At 45.3% G+C, this 18,015-nt stretch carries 11 protein-coding genes and 1 pseudogene; 10 read left to right on the forward strand and 2 right to left on the reverse strand.

Annotated elements, in window-relative coordinates:
* Positions 1-94 precede the first annotated feature (94 nt).
* From fabZ to tilS, 6 genes are all read left to right on the forward strand, one after another.
* Positions 95-556, forward strand: coding sequence for a 3-hydroxyacyl-ACP dehydratase FabZ (gene fabZ, locus EXU30_RS17165; protein ID WP_130602087.1), 462 nt, complete (start codon positions 95-97; stop codon positions 554-556).
* A complete protein-coding gene (gene lpxA, locus EXU30_RS17170; RefSeq protein ID WP_130602089.1) occupies positions 553-1,323 on the forward strand; it encodes an acyl-ACP--UDP-N-acetylglucosamine O-acyltransferase in 771 nt (256 codons plus the stop codon). Before fabZ ends, lpxA begins: the two co-directional genes overlap by 4 nt.
* Before the next feature lie 9 nt (positions 1,324-1,332).
* Positions 1,333-2,475 (forward strand): lipid-A-disaccharide synthase, encoded by a 1,143-nt coding sequence (gene lpxB / locus EXU30_RS17175; protein WP_130602091.1) that lies wholly within the window; start codon positions 1,333-1,335, stop codon positions 2,473-2,475.
* Positions 2,476-2,564: 89 nt separating this feature from the next.
* Positions 2,565-3,188 carry a ribonuclease HII gene (gene rnhB, locus EXU30_RS17180; protein ID WP_130602093.1) on the forward strand — a complete coding sequence of 208 codons (624 nt, stop codon included), beginning with the start codon at positions 2,565-2,567 and terminating at the stop codon, positions 3,186-3,188.
* A gap of 198 nt (positions 3,189-3,386) precedes the next feature.
* Complete coding sequence (gene dnaE / locus EXU30_RS17185) at positions 3,387-6,863, forward strand: DNA polymerase III subunit alpha (RefSeq protein WP_130602095.1); 3,477 nt, start codon at positions 3,387-3,389, stop codon at positions 6,861-6,863.
* A gap of 22 nt (positions 6,864-6,885) precedes the next feature.
* Positions 6,886-8,532 (forward strand): tRNA lysidine(34) synthetase TilS, encoded by a 1,647-nt coding sequence (gene tilS, locus EXU30_RS17190; RefSeq protein WP_165399041.1) that lies wholly within the window; start codon positions 6,886-6,888, stop codon positions 8,530-8,532.
* 71 nt (positions 8,533-8,603) lie between these two features.
* Here the strand turns inward: tilS and dgcS are convergent, their stop codons facing one another.
* A complete protein-coding gene (gene dgcS, locus EXU30_RS17195) occupies positions 8,604-9,485 on the reverse strand; it encodes a diguanylate cyclase DgcS (protein WP_130602099.1) in 882 nt (293 codons plus the stop codon).
* A 157-nt stretch (positions 9,486-9,642) separates the two neighbouring features.
* Here dgcS and EXU30_RS17200 point away from each other — a divergent pair.
* The 4 genes and pseudogenes from EXU30_RS17200 to EXU30_RS17215 all read left to right on the forward strand — a co-directional run bounded on the left by EXU30_RS17200 (position 9,643) and on the right by EXU30_RS17215 (position 16,273).
* Positions 9,643-11,597, forward strand: a pseudogene (locus tag EXU30_RS17200) (monovalent cation:proton antiporter-2 (CPA2) family protein).
* A 514-nt stretch (positions 11,598-12,111) separates the two neighbouring features.
* Positions 12,112-12,363 (forward strand): hypothetical protein, encoded by a 252-nt coding sequence (locus tag EXU30_RS17205; RefSeq protein WP_130602101.1) that lies wholly within the window; start codon positions 12,112-12,114, stop codon positions 12,361-12,363.
* A gap of 284 nt (positions 12,364-12,647) precedes the next feature.
* The gene (locus EXU30_RS17210) at positions 12,648-15,857 is read left to right on the forward strand and encodes a DEAD/DEAH box helicase (protein ID WP_130602103.1); all 3,210 of its coding nucleotides are present in this window, start codon (positions 12,648-12,650) and stop codon (positions 15,855-15,857) included.
* A 215-nt stretch (positions 15,858-16,072) separates the two neighbouring features.
* Positions 16,073-16,273 carry a tautomerase family protein gene (locus EXU30_RS17215; RefSeq protein ID WP_242620251.1) on the forward strand — a complete coding sequence of 67 codons (201 nt, stop codon included), beginning with the start codon at positions 16,073-16,075 and terminating at the stop codon, positions 16,271-16,273.
* A gap of 227 nt (positions 16,274-16,500) precedes the next feature.
* Here the strand turns inward: EXU30_RS17215 and EXU30_RS17220 are convergent, their stop codons facing one another.
* Positions 16,501-17,904: a CDP-glycerol glycerophosphotransferase family protein gene (locus EXU30_RS17220; protein ID WP_165399042.1), complete on the reverse strand. Its 1,404-nt coding sequence runs from the start codon at positions 17,902-17,904 to the stop codon at positions 16,501-16,503.
* Positions 17,905-18,015 lie beyond the last annotated feature (111 nt).

An 18,015-nucleotide genomic window follows, 5' to 3' on the forward strand; every position in this document is an offset into this window, starting at 1 on the left:
AAGTATTAGGCTTGCTTGTTTAGCACGAAGCAGCGCGAGCGCTAAACAACAAACTTTGTAAGATGTAGAGCGAATTGCTCCCAAAGGATTTAGTGTGTCAAATGAACTAAACACCATGGATATCCAAGAGATTTTGAAGTATCTGCCTCATAGATATCCATTCTTATTGATCGATAGGGTGTTAGATTACCAAGTCGGTGACAGCCTACATGCGATTAAGAATGTCACTATCAACGAGCCTTTTTTCCAAGGTCACTTTCCAGTGCAGCCTGTCATGCCTGGCGTGTTGATTTTAGAAGCAATGGCACAAGCTACTGGTCTATTGGCATTCAAGACGATGAGTACTGAACCATCGGCAAATGTACTATATTATTTTGCAGGTATCGACAAAGCGCGCTTTAAGCAAGTTGTTGGTCCTGGTGATCAAATCCACTTTAAAGTGAAAATGATCAAGGAACGCCGCGGGATTGGCGTTTTTGAAGGTGAAGCATACGTAGATGACGAACTAGTTTGTTCTGCTGAAATCATGTGTGCACGCAGAGAGATTGAAAAGTGATAGATAAACTCGCGTTTGTACATCCTGATGCCAAAATTGGCAACAATGTCACCATCGGCCCTTGGAGCTACATTGGCGCAGGCGTTGAAATCGGTGACGATACTTGGATCAGTTCACACGTTGTGGTGAAAGGCCCAAGTATTATCGGCAAAGGAAACCGCATTTTCCAATTCGCCTCAGTAGGTGAAGATTGCCAAGACTTGAAATACGCCGGTGAGCCAACAACACTCATCATGGGTGACAACAATATCGTGCGTGAGTCAGTCACAATTCACCGCGGTACAGTGCAAGACAACAGCGAGACTCGCATCGGCTCAAACAACCTGTTTATGGCTTATGTGCATATTGCTCATGACTGTGTGGTTGGTGACAACGTCATTATGGCAAACAACGCCTCTATTGCAGGTCATGTTCACGTTGGTAACTCAGTTATTCTTGGTGGCATGACTGGTGTGCATCAGTTTGTTCATATTGGTGATCATGCGTTTACTGCTGGCTCGTCGACTATTTTCCAAGACGTGCCCCCGTTTGTGATGGCGTCTGGCAGCCCGGCTATTCCACGCGGCTTAAATGCTGAAGGTCTTAAACGTCGCGGTTTTGCTAAAGAAACTCAGCACGCTATTCGCCGCGCCTACAAAGCACTTTACCGTAAGAACCTTACTGTTGAAGAAGCGATTGCAGAAATGCAAGTTGATGCTGAGCACGACAAGCATATTCAAAAGATGATCGACTTCGTACAAGGCTCTTCCCGTGGCATTATTCGTTAAAGGCTTTTAATGAGCACCAACAACGCAAAAGTATTTGCTCTAGTCGCCGGAGAAATCTCCGGCGATATTTTAGGTGCTGGATTAATCAAAGCGCTGAAACAAACCTACCCAGATGCCAAGTTTATTGGTATTGGTGGTCCACGTATGCAAGCTGAGGGATTTGAGAGTTTATTCTCAATGGAAGAGCTAGCAGTGATGGGGATTGTTGAGGTGCTCTCTCGCTTGCCTCGGCTGATAAAAGTTCGCGCCAGCCTTATTGAGCAAATTGTCGCTGCCAAACCAGATTGTTTTATCGGAATTGACGCGCCAGATTTTAATATTGGTTTAGAGCTTAAGCTTAAAAACCGAGGAATTAAAACGGTTCATTATGTCAGTCCGTCAGTGTGGGCATGGCGTCCAAAGCGCATTTTCAAAATAGCCAAGGCAACCAATATGGTGCTGTCGCTATTGCCTTTTGAGAAAGCGTTTTACGATAAACATCAAGTGCCTTGTACTTTTGTTGGTCACACACTTGCTGATGATATCCCTCTTGAAAGTGACAAGCTTGCCGCTCGTAAGCAGCTTGGACTTGATAAACAAGCTGAGTATTTAGCTGTATTGCCAGGCTCACGCGGTGGTGAGTTAAAACAGCTGGCTGAGCCATTTGTTCAAGCTGCAGCATTAGTTAAGCAGCAATATCCTGACGTAAAAATTGTCACGCCACTGGTTAATGAAGCGCGTAAAAACCAGTACCTGGAAGCATTAAATCAATATGCCCCAGATTTGGAGATTGAGCTTATTGATGGTCAGTCTCGAGAAGTGATGGCCGCTGCTGATTACATTTTGCTGGCATCAGGTACAGCGACGCTAGAAGCCATGCTGGTTAAGCGCCCGATGGTGGTGGCATATCGCGTTAGCCCAATTACTTACAATATTGCTAAGCGCATGATGCTTATTAGTAATTACTCACTGCCAAATCTGCTTGCAGGCGAGACTATTGTTCCTGAGCTCATTCAAGATAATTGCACACCAGATAACATAGCTGATGCCGTCATTAAGCAAATGAATTGTGACTTTACGCCATTGTATGACAAGTTTGTTGAACTGCATAAGCAGTTAAGACAAGACGCCAGTGCCAAGGCCGCTAAGGCTGTTATTGAGCTTGTTGACTAGTAGCGATTATCATCGCGGCGTAGCACGGCTGCACAACAAAAGCGTTGCAACGTAAAATGCACAGTAAAACCAAAGAGTAACCATATACCATGCAATTCCCTGCCGTTATTAAAGGGCTTACCCCTGAGCAAGCCGAGCTTTTGTCTAGCGGATTAGTTGCTGGCGTTGATGAAGTTGGCCGTGGGCCGTTAGTAGGCGATGTGGTTACTGCAGCCGTTATTCTTGACCCGAGCCAGCCGATTGCTGGGCTAAATGACTCGAAAAAATTGAGCGAGAAAAAACGTCAGGCACTTTATAACGAGATTTGCGATAAAGCGCTTGCGATAAGTGTCGGTCGCTGCTCGCCGCATGAGATTGACGAGTTGAACATTCTTCATGCCACTATGCTGGCGATGCAGCGCGCAGTTGCAGGACTCAGTGTTAAACCTGAGAAAGTCTTGGTCGATGGAAACCGCAGTCCGGATTTCGGTATTGCATCTCACGCCGTGGTAAAAGGCGATGGTTTGGTCGCAGCGATTAGTGCTGCATCGATTATTGCTAAAGTCACCCGTGATGAAGAAATGAAAGCCCTTGATGCACGTTACCCGCAATATGGCTTTGCTAATCACAAAGGCTACCCAACCAAAGCGCACTTTGAAGCATTAGAGCAATACGGCGTGCTCGATGAGCATAGAAAAAGCTTTAGACCCGTTGCAGAGCAGCTTGAAAAATAAACACTCGAATTGCCATAAAGATGGCTTTTTACCCCAATTGTTTGCCTTGGTGATAGCGCACAATAAAGCCACAAATAGCTGTGGCTTTGTTGGTTATTACCCACGTAGTTTGATAGTCTAATCCATCTGTCTGAACTTATTATCTCTAGTTCAGCATTCACCAAGCTTAATAAAAATAACGAATCCAAAAATATTGCCATGACAGATCCTCGTTTCGTCCATTTACGTGTTCACAGTGACTTTTCCATGTCAGACGGTGTCGCCAAGGTTAAACCCATTTTGGCCGCCGCTGAAGAGCAACAGATGGCAGCGATTGCGTTAACTGACCAGAATAACTTGTGCGGGTTAGTGAAGTTTTATGACGGTTGTCATGGCAAAGGCATTAAACCCATTATTGGCGCTGATTTTTGGATGCAGGTGCCAGGCTTTGATAATGATTTTTGTGCATTGACTGTCATTGCCATGAATGATGCTGGCTATTTAAGCCTTAAATTGCTGATCAGTGAGGCCTACTCAAGAGGGCAAATTGACGGTAAAACCGTTATTGATCAAGACTGGCTGCGCAAATACAACGACGGCATTTTACTGCTATCTGGTGGCAAAGACGGCGACATTGGTAAGGCCCTAATTAAAGGCAATATGACTCAGGCTCATGAGCTGGTTGAGTTCTATCAGCAGCATTTCGCTGACCGTTATTATCTTGAGCTTATTCGTACTGGTCGAGCAGATGAAGAGCGTTATATTCAAATGGCAGTGGAGCTGGCCTCTGAAGTGGGCTTGCCTGTTGTTGCGACCAACCAAGTGGTATTTTTAAAAGCAGAAGATTTCGATTCTCACGAAATCCGTGTTGCGATTCATGATGGCTTTACGCTAGCCGACCCCCGTCGCCCTAAAAAATACAGTGAACAACAATATCTACGCACAGCTGATGAAATGTGCGCCTTATTTGACGATATTCCATCAGCCTTAAGCAATACTGTCGAAATTGCCAAGCGTTGCAACGCGACGGTTAAATTACACGAGTACTTCCTACCTGATTTTCCAACTGGTGATCTTTCGATTGATGATTATCTGGTTGAAGTGTCGCGCACAGGTCTGCAAGAACGCTTAGAGTTTTTGTTCCCTGATGAACAAGAGCGCGCTGAAAAACGTCCTGAATATGATGAGCGTTTGGAAATTGAGCTAAAAGTAATTAACGATATGGGCTTCCCTGGTTACTTCCTTATCGTAATGGAGTTCATTCAATGGAGTAAGGATAACGATATTCCCGTAGGACCAGGGCGTGGTTCAGGTGCGGGCTCTTTGGTTGCTTACGCACTTAAGATTACTGACCTTGACCCACTCGAATTTGACTTACTGTTTGAGCGATTCTTGAACCCTGAACGTGTATCTATGCCCGACTTTGACGTCGACTTTTGTATGGATAGACGTGATGAAGTTATTGACCACGTAGCTGAGCTATATGGCCGTGATGCGGTATCGCAAATTATCACCTTTGGTACCATGGCTGCAAAAGCGGTTGTGCGTGACGTGGGCAGGGTGCTTGGGCATCCTTATGGTTTTGTTGATCGCTTAACTAAAATGATCCCAGCAGAGCCTGGGATGACACTTGCCAAAGCCTTTGAGGTTGAACCATCACTGCCTGAAGCTTATGACGCAGATGAAGATGTGCGCGAGCTTATCGACATGTGTCGCCGCCTCGAAGGTGTGACACGTAATGCGGGTAAACACGCAGGTGGCGTGGTTATTTCACCGACCACCATTACCGATTTTGCGCCGCTTTATTGCGACAGTGAAGGGTTAAATCCAGTTACTCAGTTTGATAAAAACGACGTAGAAACAGCGGGACTGGTTAAGTTTGACTTCTTAGGGTTACGTACACTTACCATTATCGACTGGGCGCTGCAGATGATTAACCCGCGCCTAGCGCGTGAAGGGAAAGAGCCGGTCCGCATTGAGGCGATTCCACTGGACGATCTCAAATCATTCAGACTGCTGCAACGTTATGAAACTACAGCGGTGTTCCAGCTGGAATCTCGCGGTATGAAAGATCTGATTAAACGCCTGCAGCCAGATTGCTTTGAAGACATGATCGCACTGGTAGCGCTGTTCCGCCCAGGGCCACTGCAGTCGGGCATGGTAGATAACTTTATTGAACGTAAACACGGCCGTGAAGAAGTATCGTATCCAGATCAGCAATATCAGCATGAGTGTCTAAAAGAGCTGTTGTCGCCAACTTACGGTATTATCTTGTATCAAGAGCAGGTGATGCAGATCGCTCAGGTTATGGCAGGCTACACCCTAGGTGGCGCGGACATGTTGCGTCGCGCTATGGGTAAGAAAAAGCCAGAAGAAATGGCTAAGCAGCGCGGTACCTTTAAAGAGGGCGCGATCAATAACAATATTGATGGCGAACTGTCGATGAAAATCTTCGACCTGGTAGAGAAATTCGCAGGTTATGGTTTCAACAAGTCGCATTCGGCGGCGTACGCACTGGTTTCATACCAAACCTTGTGGTTGAAAACTCACTTCCCAGCTGAGTTTATGGCGGCGGTAATGTCTGCCGATATGGATAACACCGACAAGATTGTTACCCTAGTCGATGAATGTGAGCGTATGGGCTTACCGCTTATTCCACCTGATGTGAACAAAGGCTTATTCAAGTTTACCGTTGATGATGAACAGAACATTGTTTATGGCATCGGCGCGATTAAAGGCGTAGGTGAAGGTCCGGTTGACTCTATCCTTGAAGCACGCAAAGACGGTCCATTTAAAGACCTATTTGATTTTTGTGCCCGCATTGATCTTAAAAAGCTTAACAAGCGCGTGATTGAAAAACTGATTGCCGCTGGCGCCCTTGATAGTTTAGGTCCGCACCGCGCTGCAATGCATGCAACTCTGCCAGAGGCAATAAGCGCCGCAGCGCAACATGCAAAAGCTGAGTCTATTGGTCAAAGTGATATGTTTGGCCTACTGAACGACACGCCAGAGGATTCTAAGCAGCAGTTTGTTGAGTGCACGCCGTGGCCTGACAAGGTTTGGTTAGAAGGTGAGCGCGAGACCCTAGGCTTGTATTTAACCGGCCATCCAATTAATCAGTATCTTAAAGAGTTAAGGCAGTACACTTCTGGGCGCCTTAAAGATGCGCACCCGACAGGTCGCGGTAAAACCATTAAGGTTGCTGGTCTGGTTGTGGGTACACGTGTGATGGTGACTAAACGTGGCTCAAAAATGGGGCTAGTGACGCTTGATGATAAAAGTGCTCGCCTTGAAGTGATGTTATTCACCGAAGCGTTTGAGAAGTTCGGTCATCTGCTAGAAAAAGATAAAATCTTGATCTGTGAGGGTGAAGTCGCCGTTGATGACTTCTCTGGTGGCAATCGCATGAACGCGCGCAATATTATCGAGATTGGCGAAGCCCGCAGTCACTTTGCAAAAGCCGTTGAAATCAACCTGCAAGCAGAGCAAGTCACCCCAAAGTGGTTAACCGACTTTGAACAAACCCTCACACCTTGGCGTGGCGGCGCCGTGCCGGTAGTGATCACTTACTCTCAAAATAGTGCTCAGGGGCAATTGCAGTTAGGCGAGCAATGGCGAGTTAACCCAACTGACGAGTTAATGCTAGATTTAGAAACTCTGGTAGGCTCCGCGAACGTTAAAATTTCCTTTAACTAGGCTAGCTTGTAGCGAAATGACCATGACGACAGGCAAGGAAACGGCAACCAAAGGTGAGGCTCTAGTTACTCAGTTAGTCAGTGAGATAGCACAGCTTTGTCAACAAACAGGGCTTCTTGATAATGCAGGTGAGTCGTCATGCTCTGGGCAAACAAGCAGCCCTGAGCAAGAGTGTAGCGCAGGTCTAGGTAATAAGTTAGTACTGGCTTACAGTGGCGGTCTGGACTCACAAGTACTTTGCTATGTACTTGCTAAGTTTAAGTTTATCTACCCAGTGCCAATCAAATTGGTTCATGTGCACCACGGTCTAAGCCCAAATGCTGATACCTGGGCGGCGCATTGTTTAGCAAAGGCGCAGCACTATCAGCTCGATATTGCAATTGAGCAAGTCACAATTACTAAAGCGCCAAGGCAAAGCCTAGAAGCATTAGCACGCAGTGCCCGTTACCAAGCTATCAATAAACACCTCAATGTAGGTGATGTATTACTCACCGCCCACCATCAAGATGATCAACTTGAAACCCTGCTGCTTGCGTTAAAACGCGGTCAGGGGCCAAAAGGCTTGGCGGCCATGGGGAAGTTGCAGCCGCTTGCTATATCGGCAGGCAACGAAGCTGTTGAGGCTTTGCAAGCTCCAGATACTGCGCGAGCGTGTATATGGCATGCAAGACCAATGTTAGATGTGAGCCGGGATGATATTGAGCAAATCGCGCAAACATTTGCCATCACTCATATTGAAGATGAGAGTAACAGTGATGATAAGTTCGACCGTAACTTTCTGCGCAACCAAGTTATCCCACTTTTAAAAGCGCGCTGGCCTAGTATTGCTGTGACCGCATCACGCAGTGCAAGCTTGTGTGCTGAGCAGCAGCAGATGATCGAGAATGAAGCTAAGCTGCGACTAAACCACATGCTGAGCAACCAGAGTGGCAACGTTCAGCAAAGCCTCGAAGACACATTATTTGGAAATCAAGGTTTATCACTTGAATTGCTGTTTGCGAAAACACCCCAATGGCAGGCCGCTATTTTAAGGCAATTTATCCAAGCTAAGCAGTTAAACACAGGTGCTGAATTGCCAAGCAAGCTGGTGCTATCGCAAGTGTTAACTCAGTTAGCGCAGGCTAAGCAAGATGCCAATATTGAAATTCAATGTGGTAACGCAGTAATCAAACGATTTAATCATTGCGCATACTTGGTGAGTAATGATGTGCTCAACTGGCAAGCTCAGGGTGAGCTGGCTAATGCAATCGCAGGGCATTTATCATCTCTGTGCGATCCCGCAACTGTGTCTGGCGTAACCTACGCCTCAGATAACGTCGCAGTGAATGCCACAAATGAAGTCGCTGGCGAATCTCACTATCAACTTAGTATTGCCACAGCAGGTACGCGCTTAAGGTTACCCAAGAACGGCGAAAATGTAGAAGTGAGCTTCGGCGCCGCCAGTGGTAAGCTCAAGTGTCAGCCAGCGTTTGTTCATAGTTATCGTAATAAACCCCGTGAGCTTAAAAAACTATGGCAAGAGTGCCAAGTGCCACCATGGAGGCGCAATCAACTGCCAATAGTGTTTTATGGTAACGATTTAGTGGCGGTAATGGGCTTGTGGGTCGATAAACGCTTTTGCGCTTTAGATGAAGAGTTGGGGATTGTGATTGAGCTACTTGATAAGTAACCCAATCGGTATTATCGCGGACATCCATCAATAGCTATCACTATTAGAGTGACAAGCGAGTTGTTTGCTGGCTAGTGACTAAATACCTCGTAAGTATTACGACCGGCTGCTTTTGCACTGTACATAGCGCGATCAGCGCGATCAAATAACATATCTGCACTCACCTTATGTTGCGCCTGGGCAATACCTAGACTGCATTTCACATCATAGCGACACATTTGTGTATCTTCAGCCGCAGCATCTATGATGCGCTGGCATATAATCTGCGCGGCACTGATGTCACCCTGGGTAATAATCACAAACTCATCGCCACCGAGACGAAACGCCTGATCGGTACTTCGAGTGGCGTTTTGTAATAAATCTGCAAAGTTGCGCAGCATACAATCGCCAATTTGGTGACCGTAGTTGTCGTTTAGTTGTTTAAACCTGTCTAGGTCTGCCACAATTAATGTCATGTCATCCAGTTTGCGTTCACTTCTGGCAATCGCATGCTTGATTGCTTGCTGATAGTAATGGCGGTTGCCCAGCTTAGTTAAGTCATCAAACATAGCCTGATTAGACATGGCTTGGTATTTAATGGCATTGTTGAGAGGCTGGATCATTAACTGCTCAATTTGTTTGAGCTTTTTAACGTCAGCTGCACTTAGTTTTTGCGTAAGCTGATAGATAAATTGGTACTTTGTCTGATGCTCTTCAACTGAGCGCTGAAATTCAATACCACGGCGACGACCCCAGGCAAATTGATGCTGGTTGATATTTAGCTGAACCCCAGACAGCGGCAAATGCTGTCCGACAATGTTGCCGAAGCAGGAAAATACCGTCCTAGGATCAAGGCTGGCATGTAGCATTTGCATAATTTGTACTTGGTCAATTTCTGGGGTTAATTGCTCATAAACGTCGCCGCGATACCATTGGTCGTCGGGGTAAAGTTCAGTTACTGAGGCAAAATCCATAATCATGCTCCGAAAAACACATGGGGTTTGATACAAACTTGCACATCTTGTGCCACAAAGGTTTTTTCTATATTTATTAGTAGTTTGTTATTTGTGCGTATTTTTGATAATAATCTTACTGTGACCAATGGCGAATTTTTGACGGAGGTAGACTGACATGGAACATGGCTTGCTCATTCATATTTTAGCCATGCTGGTGATCGCCATTGTTGCTATCGCCTTACTTCGTCGTATTGGTTTACCGCCTATTCTTGCTTATTTACTGACAGGTGTTGTCAGTGGCCCAGCCGGGTTCCATTGGTTTACCCAGCATCAAATGCACTCTGTAGCTGAGTTAGGTGTGGTGCTATTGATGTTTACCCTTGGCCTTGAATTCTCTGTACCTAAGTTGTGGTCAATGCGCCGAACTGTATTTGGTTTAGGTAGCATGCAGATGACCATTACTGCGCTAATTGCTGGCGGTATGGCGTTGCTAGTCGGGCAGGGCATGGTTGCCGCCATTGTAATTGGCTCTGTTATCGCGCTGTCATCGACCGCGATTGTATTGAAACTGCTCAACGAGCAAGGATGGCTGCGTCGCCGCCACGGTGAGCTGTCTATTAGTGTATTGCTATTTCAAGACCTAGCGGTTATCCCATTACTTATTCTATTGCCACTACTCGCCACTGATGGCTCTCAGGTTAGCTTTAGAGAACTCGCCTGGGGCCTATTTACCGGTATTTTGGCATTTATCGCCTTGATGTCTTTTGGTAAGTGGGTATTGCCTCGCATATTCGATGAAGTTGCGCGTTCCCGTACTAATGAGCTTTTTGTGTTATCAACCTTGGTGGTTGCGTTAGTTACTGGTGCTTTTACTCAATGGCTGGGCTTGTCGATGGCGTTGGGCGCCTTTATCGCAGGCATGCTACTTGGTGAGAGTCAATACCGCCGTCAGTTAGAGGCGGACATCAGACCGTTTCGTGATCTGCTGATGGGCTTATTCTTTATCTCCATCGGCATGTTGCTGGACTTTGGCTTGGTAATCCAATACTGGTGGCAAATTTTATTGACTTTAGTTGTAGTGTTATTTACTAAAGTTGCCGTGGTATTTGGCTTGCTGCGTCTTGCGGGGGAGAACGCCAAAGTTGCCTTAAGTTCAGCATTAAGCCTTGGCCAAGTCGGTGAGTTTAGCTTTGTTGTGTTAGCACTTGCGGTGAACTACCAATTACTGGCCGCTGAAGTCAGCACTATTTTGGTTGCGGTGGCAGTGCTGTCTATGTCTATCGCCCCTTGGCTAGTGCGCCACAGCATTGATATTGCCGAGCGCTTTGTTGGTCATATCGCGAAGCAAAATCAGCAGTTAGAGCAAGCTGACTTTCCAGTTATTGAACAGCAAAGTGACTTGGTTATCATCCTTGGTTATGGCCGCGTCGGTCAGACAATCTCGCGCTTTCTGAAAACTGAAGATGTGCCTTACTTAGTGCTTGATCTCGACCCTAAGCGGGTGAGTGAAGCCAAAGCCGCTGGCGAGCCAGTCTATTTTGGCGATGCTTGTCGTATGAGTATTCTAAAGCAAGCTGGGATCCGTAAAGCCAATTTGGTGGTGGTGACGTTTGGTGAACCAAGGCAAGCTGAAGAGGCGCTATCACTTTGCCGCAAGCTCGCACCAGAAACGAAGATACTGGTGCGCACCAAAGATGATGAGTACTTAGGTGAGTTAAAAGAGGCTGGGGCGACTCAGGTTATTCCCGAATCGCTTGAAGGCAGCCTGATGTTGGTATCGCAAGTTTTGTATAAATGCGGCGTGCCGCTACCTCGTATTATCAAGCGTTTGGAGTCTGAGCGGCGCAATCACTACCAGTATTTACATGGATTTTTTACTGGCGCTGAGACAGATTTCACTTTAGACACCATGCACGCGGTGCCATTACCTTCGGGGCAACTGTTGTCGGGCGTGAGCTATCGAGTATTCCTTGGCGCAGCCTTGGGGTTGAACTGCGTGCTATTCGCCGTCGCGGCGAGGAAGTGAACTCACCGACAAAAGATTGGGTATTGGCCAAAAATGATATTCTGATGCTAGTGGGCAAGCCCCGCAGTATTGAAAAAGCTGAAGAGTATCTATTACAGAATTAGTGCAGTTCAGATATGGTGCTTGCTATTAATTATTTTGGCGACAGCTAGCTTTAGATGTTGTTGATTTTGATGTTGTCATTGATTAACTAGTTTACTTGGAGTTGTTTTAATCGGCAGTCTCTATGATTTCATTGTTAACGCCCACCCTTCATAAATAAAAATCATTATCATTTGCATCTATTTCGTTATTGAGGTAATTTACTGGCATTAACTTAGATTTACATGCCTAGGGCGTGTTGATCTTTCAAGATTATTTTTGCAGCTGCTTGTTGGATATTTATACAAGGCAACGACTTTGATGTGTGGTTATTCCACATGATAAGTCGTTAACACAGTAGAAATGACAACAAGCGCTGCCGGAACGGTTCGTTTAAAAGCACTTTACTCTTTGTTGTGAGCGAGTTTGTTTAGGTGACTAGACGTCATCGCTCACGCCGCGATTAAAGTACTTTTAATTCGAACAAATTCTAATCAGCAAAGATCAACACGCCCTAGTTAAATAGCCGAGGTCGATATGCAAATTTCAATTGTAGTGTTAGCTAGTCTAATTTGTTTTGCTGCGGTGTGGGTGATGAAAGAGCGTGAGTCAGTGCTTACAGTGCCAGTAAGATTACTCCTCGCTTCAAGTTTAAGTATTGTTGCGCTATCTATGTTGAGTTTTGTTTACGGAGCACAAACTGCGGTAATGGCGTTTATTTTGGTCGGCGCAGTGATGTGGATGGCGGTGTCGATGGCGAGGTTATCTAAGTTCCAGTTCAAGAGCTAAGTCGTTTCAGTACCTAACTCATTGCCGTGATCAACTAATGGACAGTTATAAAAACTGTCCATTTTTTATGTACTTTTCTCATGAATTTAAAGACTTAACTATTTATCGATTTTAGCTCACAAAATCATTGCGAAGGCGGATATTAGCTATAGCTATTGCACGCCATCTTCCATAAAATGGATAGTTAACTTTTTCAGACGCGCGTAAATTTTTTTGTGTTTGTGAGAGTCGATGACCGTCGATTTCGCAAGCAGGGTAACTGCGTCATTTGTGTTGGTGTTTAGATGTCGGCAAAACTGTTCAACCTTCCTATCAAATTGTCACATGAGTTGGTGGCAAAGCTTTTCAGCGCGATTCAAATTCAAAAAGCGCAAAATTATCTTATTCAAGGGCGAGTGCTTGAAGTCACTGCCAGCAAAGGTAATCACAATATTGAAGCCTATGTGCAAGGCTCAGCCGATGAAGCCTATCGTCAAGAAATTACCCTAGTAAATGTTAACCACAAGGTGGTGATGCGCTCACACTGTACTTGTCCTGTGCGCACCAACTGTAAGCATGTCGCAGCCGCGATGCTGGCGTTAATCGATAAAAAGCCAGTTGAAGAGCAAAGATTGAATCAGTGGCTGAAACAGCTTGATGAACTTAACAGTGCGCAGCAACAAGATGCTGAGTTTGAGCAAGAGCTAGACCGGGTTATTTATATATTCTCAAGTGATCCCCATGGTGTATTTGTCGAATTTAAGCGCTCGCGATTGAATAAAAAAGGCTTGTATAACAAGGGCAGTAAATTGCCTTTGTTAGAGTTAAAGCAGAAGCTTCCTAGCTGGGTTGATAGTGAAGACAAGCAAATCATCCATTTACTATTAGGTGGCAGCAGTGGCTCTAAGGTTTATCTTGAAGGTGAGTTTGCTTACCTTGCTTTAGGTAAAATTCTTGCTCAGGGCGTCGGGTTTTGGGAAGAAAACCGCACGCCAATAAGCTGGAGCCCGGCCATCGCGCCAGAGTTTGTTTGGTGTGAGTTAGATAAAAAACAAACGCAAATGCAAATGAGCATGCCAGGTTTGGAAAACTGGGAATTTGTAGCCACAGAGCCGGCAATGTTTGTTGAGCTTGATTACCTAAAAATGGGGCATATTCAAACCGAGTTGACCGTAGACAAACTCAAGTTATTGCAGCATATGCCGCCCGTGCCTGTCGCTCAGCTAGAAAGCATCAGTCATACAATGCTGCGCCACTTTTCGCCTAAAACAGTGCCTGTGCCAAGCGATATTGAGTTTTACGAGATTGATGAGCCGTTGCAAGCTGTAGCGACTTTTACCATGGCTAAGTTAAGCAACGATGACACAGTGCAACCTGTGCTGGCATTAAGCTTTAAATACGGTGGTGTGAGTGTTGCTGCAAGTTTGCACTCAGAGCGTATTTCTCTAGTTAAAAAAGGTAATGTTCAATACCAAATTCATCGCAATGTTACCGAAGAGCAAGCGCTCATTCAGCAGTTTTTAGAGCACTCGCTCACCGTTATCGATAAAAAGCTGTACCCATCAAATCAGCAAGGGTTGCTGTTCACCGCGGGTTATATTCCAGAGTGGATTTTTGCTTGGTCAGAGTTATCTCATCAAGGTGTTGACTGGCTAGAGTCAATCGGTGTTGAAGTGGTCTTTGATGATGCTTTTGACCTAAATATTATTGATGCCAAGCTTGATGTCGATTTAGTTGATGAAGATGAGTCGGGTTGGTTCTCGCTGTCACTTAATGCTGATATCGAAGGGCAAAACGTGCCGCTGCTCGCGCTTGTTGCGCGCTGGCTACAGCAAAACGGTGAGCCTGACGATGAGCAAGCCCTGTTGTTGCCAGGCCCAAATGGTCAGTTCATTAAGGTCAAAGCCAAAGCGATTAAACCTTTGGTTTCTATCATTCAAGAGCTGTTTACACGCCACAATCAAGAAGTGCTTGAGGTGCCACGTAACCGTGCCCATTTGCTTAATGAATTATCAGAAAGCGAAGTGAGATTGCTTAATGGTGAACGGGTACGAAAATTAGCCACCAAGCTAAAGTCGTTTAACGGCGTGCAAGATGTGCCATTGCCACAAGGCTTGAATGCCGAGCTGCGCGATTACCAAAAGCAAGGCTACAACTGGTTATGCTTTTTAAGAGAGTATCAACTTGGCGGCATCTTGGCTGACGACATGGGGTTAGGTAAAACCTTACAAACATTGGCGTTTTTGCTGCGTGACAAGCAAGCCGCTCACGAGACATCACCAAGTCTCATTGTATGTCCTACGAGCCTTGTGGGTAACTGGTTAAAAGAAGCGAACAAGTTTACCCCATCGCTTAAGGTTGCTGTTATTCATGGCGCTAAGCGTCAGCAGTATTTAGAAAACCTTGAATCATTTGATGTCATTGTTACTACTTATCCGCTAATACTGCGCGACTATGAGTCGTACGAACATATTGTATTTGAGCACATTGTGCTGGATGAAGCCCAGTTGATTAAAAACGATCAAGCCAAAGTGACTCAGGTGATCAAAACCCTTCGCGGTCAGTTTAGGTTGTGTTTATCAGGTACGCCGCTTGAAAACCATTTAGGCGAGCTAAAATCGTTAATGGACTTTTGCCTGCCAGGGCTGCTTGGTCAGCAAACTTTCTTCCAGAAGCATTTTAGAGGTCCAATTGAAAAGCAAGGTGATATTGAGCAAAGTAAGTTACTCACTCAGCGTGTCGCGCCATTTATGCTGCGCCGCACTAAAAAAGAAGTGATGGCAGAGCTGCCACAAAAGACCGAAATTGTGCAGTCGCTAACCCTTGAGAAAGATCAACGTAACCTCTATGAGTCTATTCGTTTAGTGATGGAGAAAAAGCTGCGCGAGCTGTTTGCTAAACAAGGCGTGTCTAGCAGTCAGATTGAGTTTTTAGATGCACTACTTAAGTTGCGTCAGGCGTGCTGCGATCCTAGGCTGGTTAAGCTTGAACAAGCTCAATTAGTGCAAGATAACGCCAAGCTTACTTGGCTTAAACAAAACCTACCCGAGATGGTAGAAGAAGGGCGTAAAATCCTCATCTTTAGTCAGTTCACCTCTATGCTGCATTACATTGAGCAGGAGATGGAAGCGCTCAATATTCCATATAGTAAGCTTACTGGGCAAACGCGGGACAGACAGCCGCAAATTGACGCGTTTCAAGATGGCGATATTCCAGTGTTCTTGATTAGCTTAAAAGCGGGTGGCACAGGGCTTAACCTTACTGCCGCAGATACGGTTATTCACTTCGACCCATGGTGGAATCCAGCCGCAGAGCGTCAGGCGACAGACCGTGCTCATCGCATAGGGCAACAAAACCCTGTATTTGTGTACAAGCTTATTGCTCAAGGTACAGTGGAAGAGAAGATTCAGGAGATGCAGGTGCATAAGCAAGGGCTAGCAGACAGAATTTTATCTGATACCGCTAAAGGCCCGTGGCAAGGTAGTGCTGAGGACCTTCTATCTTTGTTGAGTTAATAGCTTGGTGAATAGTGCCAATCATGTTTGATAAACGCCGACGTTAATGTCGGCGTTTTTATGGAAATCTGCTAATCGTCAGAATTAATTTGTTGGCAACGACAAGTTCCACCCTTGGTGCTATATACAGTGAGACCATTGCGGTTTAAAACTGCTTAACCTGAGTTCAATCAATGTTTGAACCGAGCGTTAATTCGATGAGGAAAGGGAAAGCCATGCCATACGTCAATGTGCAGATCACCAAAGGTGCAAGTCGCGAACAAAAAGCTGAGATAGTTAAAGATATTACTGACTCTTTGCAACGGGTATTAGGTAAAAAGCCGCAGCATACTCATATTGTCATTCAGGAAATTGAACCTCAAGACTGGGGCTTTGCCGGTATGCTCACAGATGATTGGCTTAAACAACAAGAATGACCAGATAAAGTGCTTTGGTTATTTGTAGTGACAAAAACTCATGCGTTGACGGTTAATTAATCTTGTCAATATTTGGTGGTGTTAGTAAAACCTATTCAATTAGAAATGGCGTTTGACGATACCGCACCTCAGTAACGACATAAGTTGCTGGCAATTATATTACGGTTGGCCGTTAAGCTCTTAGCTACACAGTTTCTAGCGTGACACAATTAAAAGCTTACTAGTGCTCAACCGTAAATTTGCCACCACTTGGCTCGCTTACCTTTAGAGCGATAACGAGACCTGGAGTTTGGGGGAGTCTCAGAACTTGGAGCTTGACCTTGCTGCTTTGCTAACCAATTGTCTATAGCCTCGAAACTTGAGATGTTGCCATGCTGCCAGAACATCTGAGTTAGCTCAGCTTGTAACTTCTTGTTTAGTAACTGTTCCTCCTCTGAGTTAGCTTTTGCTACATGTGCTAGATATTCAGTTAACGCCGCAAAATCCGTTAAAGTTGGGCCGACCGCAGGCATGCTTGCAACATAATCATATTGTGACCGGCAGTCCTGAGTGAACATTTGCTCATCGAACTTGAACAAAGCAATGGCCGTTTTTCTCTTATTCACGAACTCGACTTGTGAGTCGTCAACTTCAGCAGAGCAACAATGCGCGTCGCTCGCGAGTGCATCAATAAAGATTGATGAGTAGTCAGAAATCAACACGTCAATGTCATTCAAAATGGCATAAATATCTTGCCAGTGTGATATATCAATAATGTGATCGTGGTGACCAAAATCAGCGGCAAGATGTTGCTCATTAGGGTGTAATCTCAATAGCATCAGCTGATTGTTTTGTTTAAGAGCCAGGTTGAGTTGCTTAAAGTCTATCGCGGCAAGATAGGGGTTGGAACCATTGCCATCTAGTAAGCTGTCTCGCCATGATGGTGCATACAGTACTAACTGAGGTTGCTTAACAGCACTTGCTGCTGTGCCCGCATCAATGATGCTTTTTAACGTTTCTGGCATTTGCTGTTTGTTTTTAAGGTGAGAATAGCGCTGGAAAAAGTCTGTACGGGGATTGCCACAGCGTAGAAAGTTATCAGCATTTATTTCAAATGCACTAGAGAATAGAGCTTCAACCAAAGGGCTTGGTGCTAACATCAAATCAGGTCTAGTATGTTGCTGATGGTATAAGCCACTAGCAATCAGGTGTTGTTGCCAATTACGCGGCTTAAATACGTGGTTTAACGGGCCATTGTTAATATCGTGCTCGATGCGCTTTAGTGGAGAACCATGCCATAGGTTGATTTTAACTGCACCATTGGCAAGGTATTGATTCACATCGCCAATATAACTGTTATATACATAGTATTTAGCGGTAACCGAGTGGAAGACGCCCAATAACGACCAACGGTAGTAGGCGGTTAGACCTTGCTGGTTAAGTTCACGTATCAACTGTTTGTCGCCAGAAATCCAAATAGCTTTGATATTTTTTTGCTGCAGCCAGTGCAAATAAAGGTACTTGCTGTTATCAGCAAACTTGTTTTTATAACAACCGCAGACAGCCTTGTGTTGACGTGGAATTATCCAGGTTAAAGCTTGGCAAACCGTTACAATAGTGCACTTAAGCGATGCCTTTGATAATGTCATCATTGTTTTTATGCTGCTTGGAATGTGCTGCATAAACCTCATAGTCTGTCCCTTTTGACTAGTGTTCAATAGTTTATTGTTGCTCAAGCTCTTTCGTTTAAGCATTCCCTGTCT

It is taken from the genome of Shewanella maritima, assembly GCF_004295345.1.
GTDB lineage: Bacteria > Pseudomonadota > Gammaproteobacteria > Enterobacterales > Shewanellaceae > Shewanella > Shewanella maritima.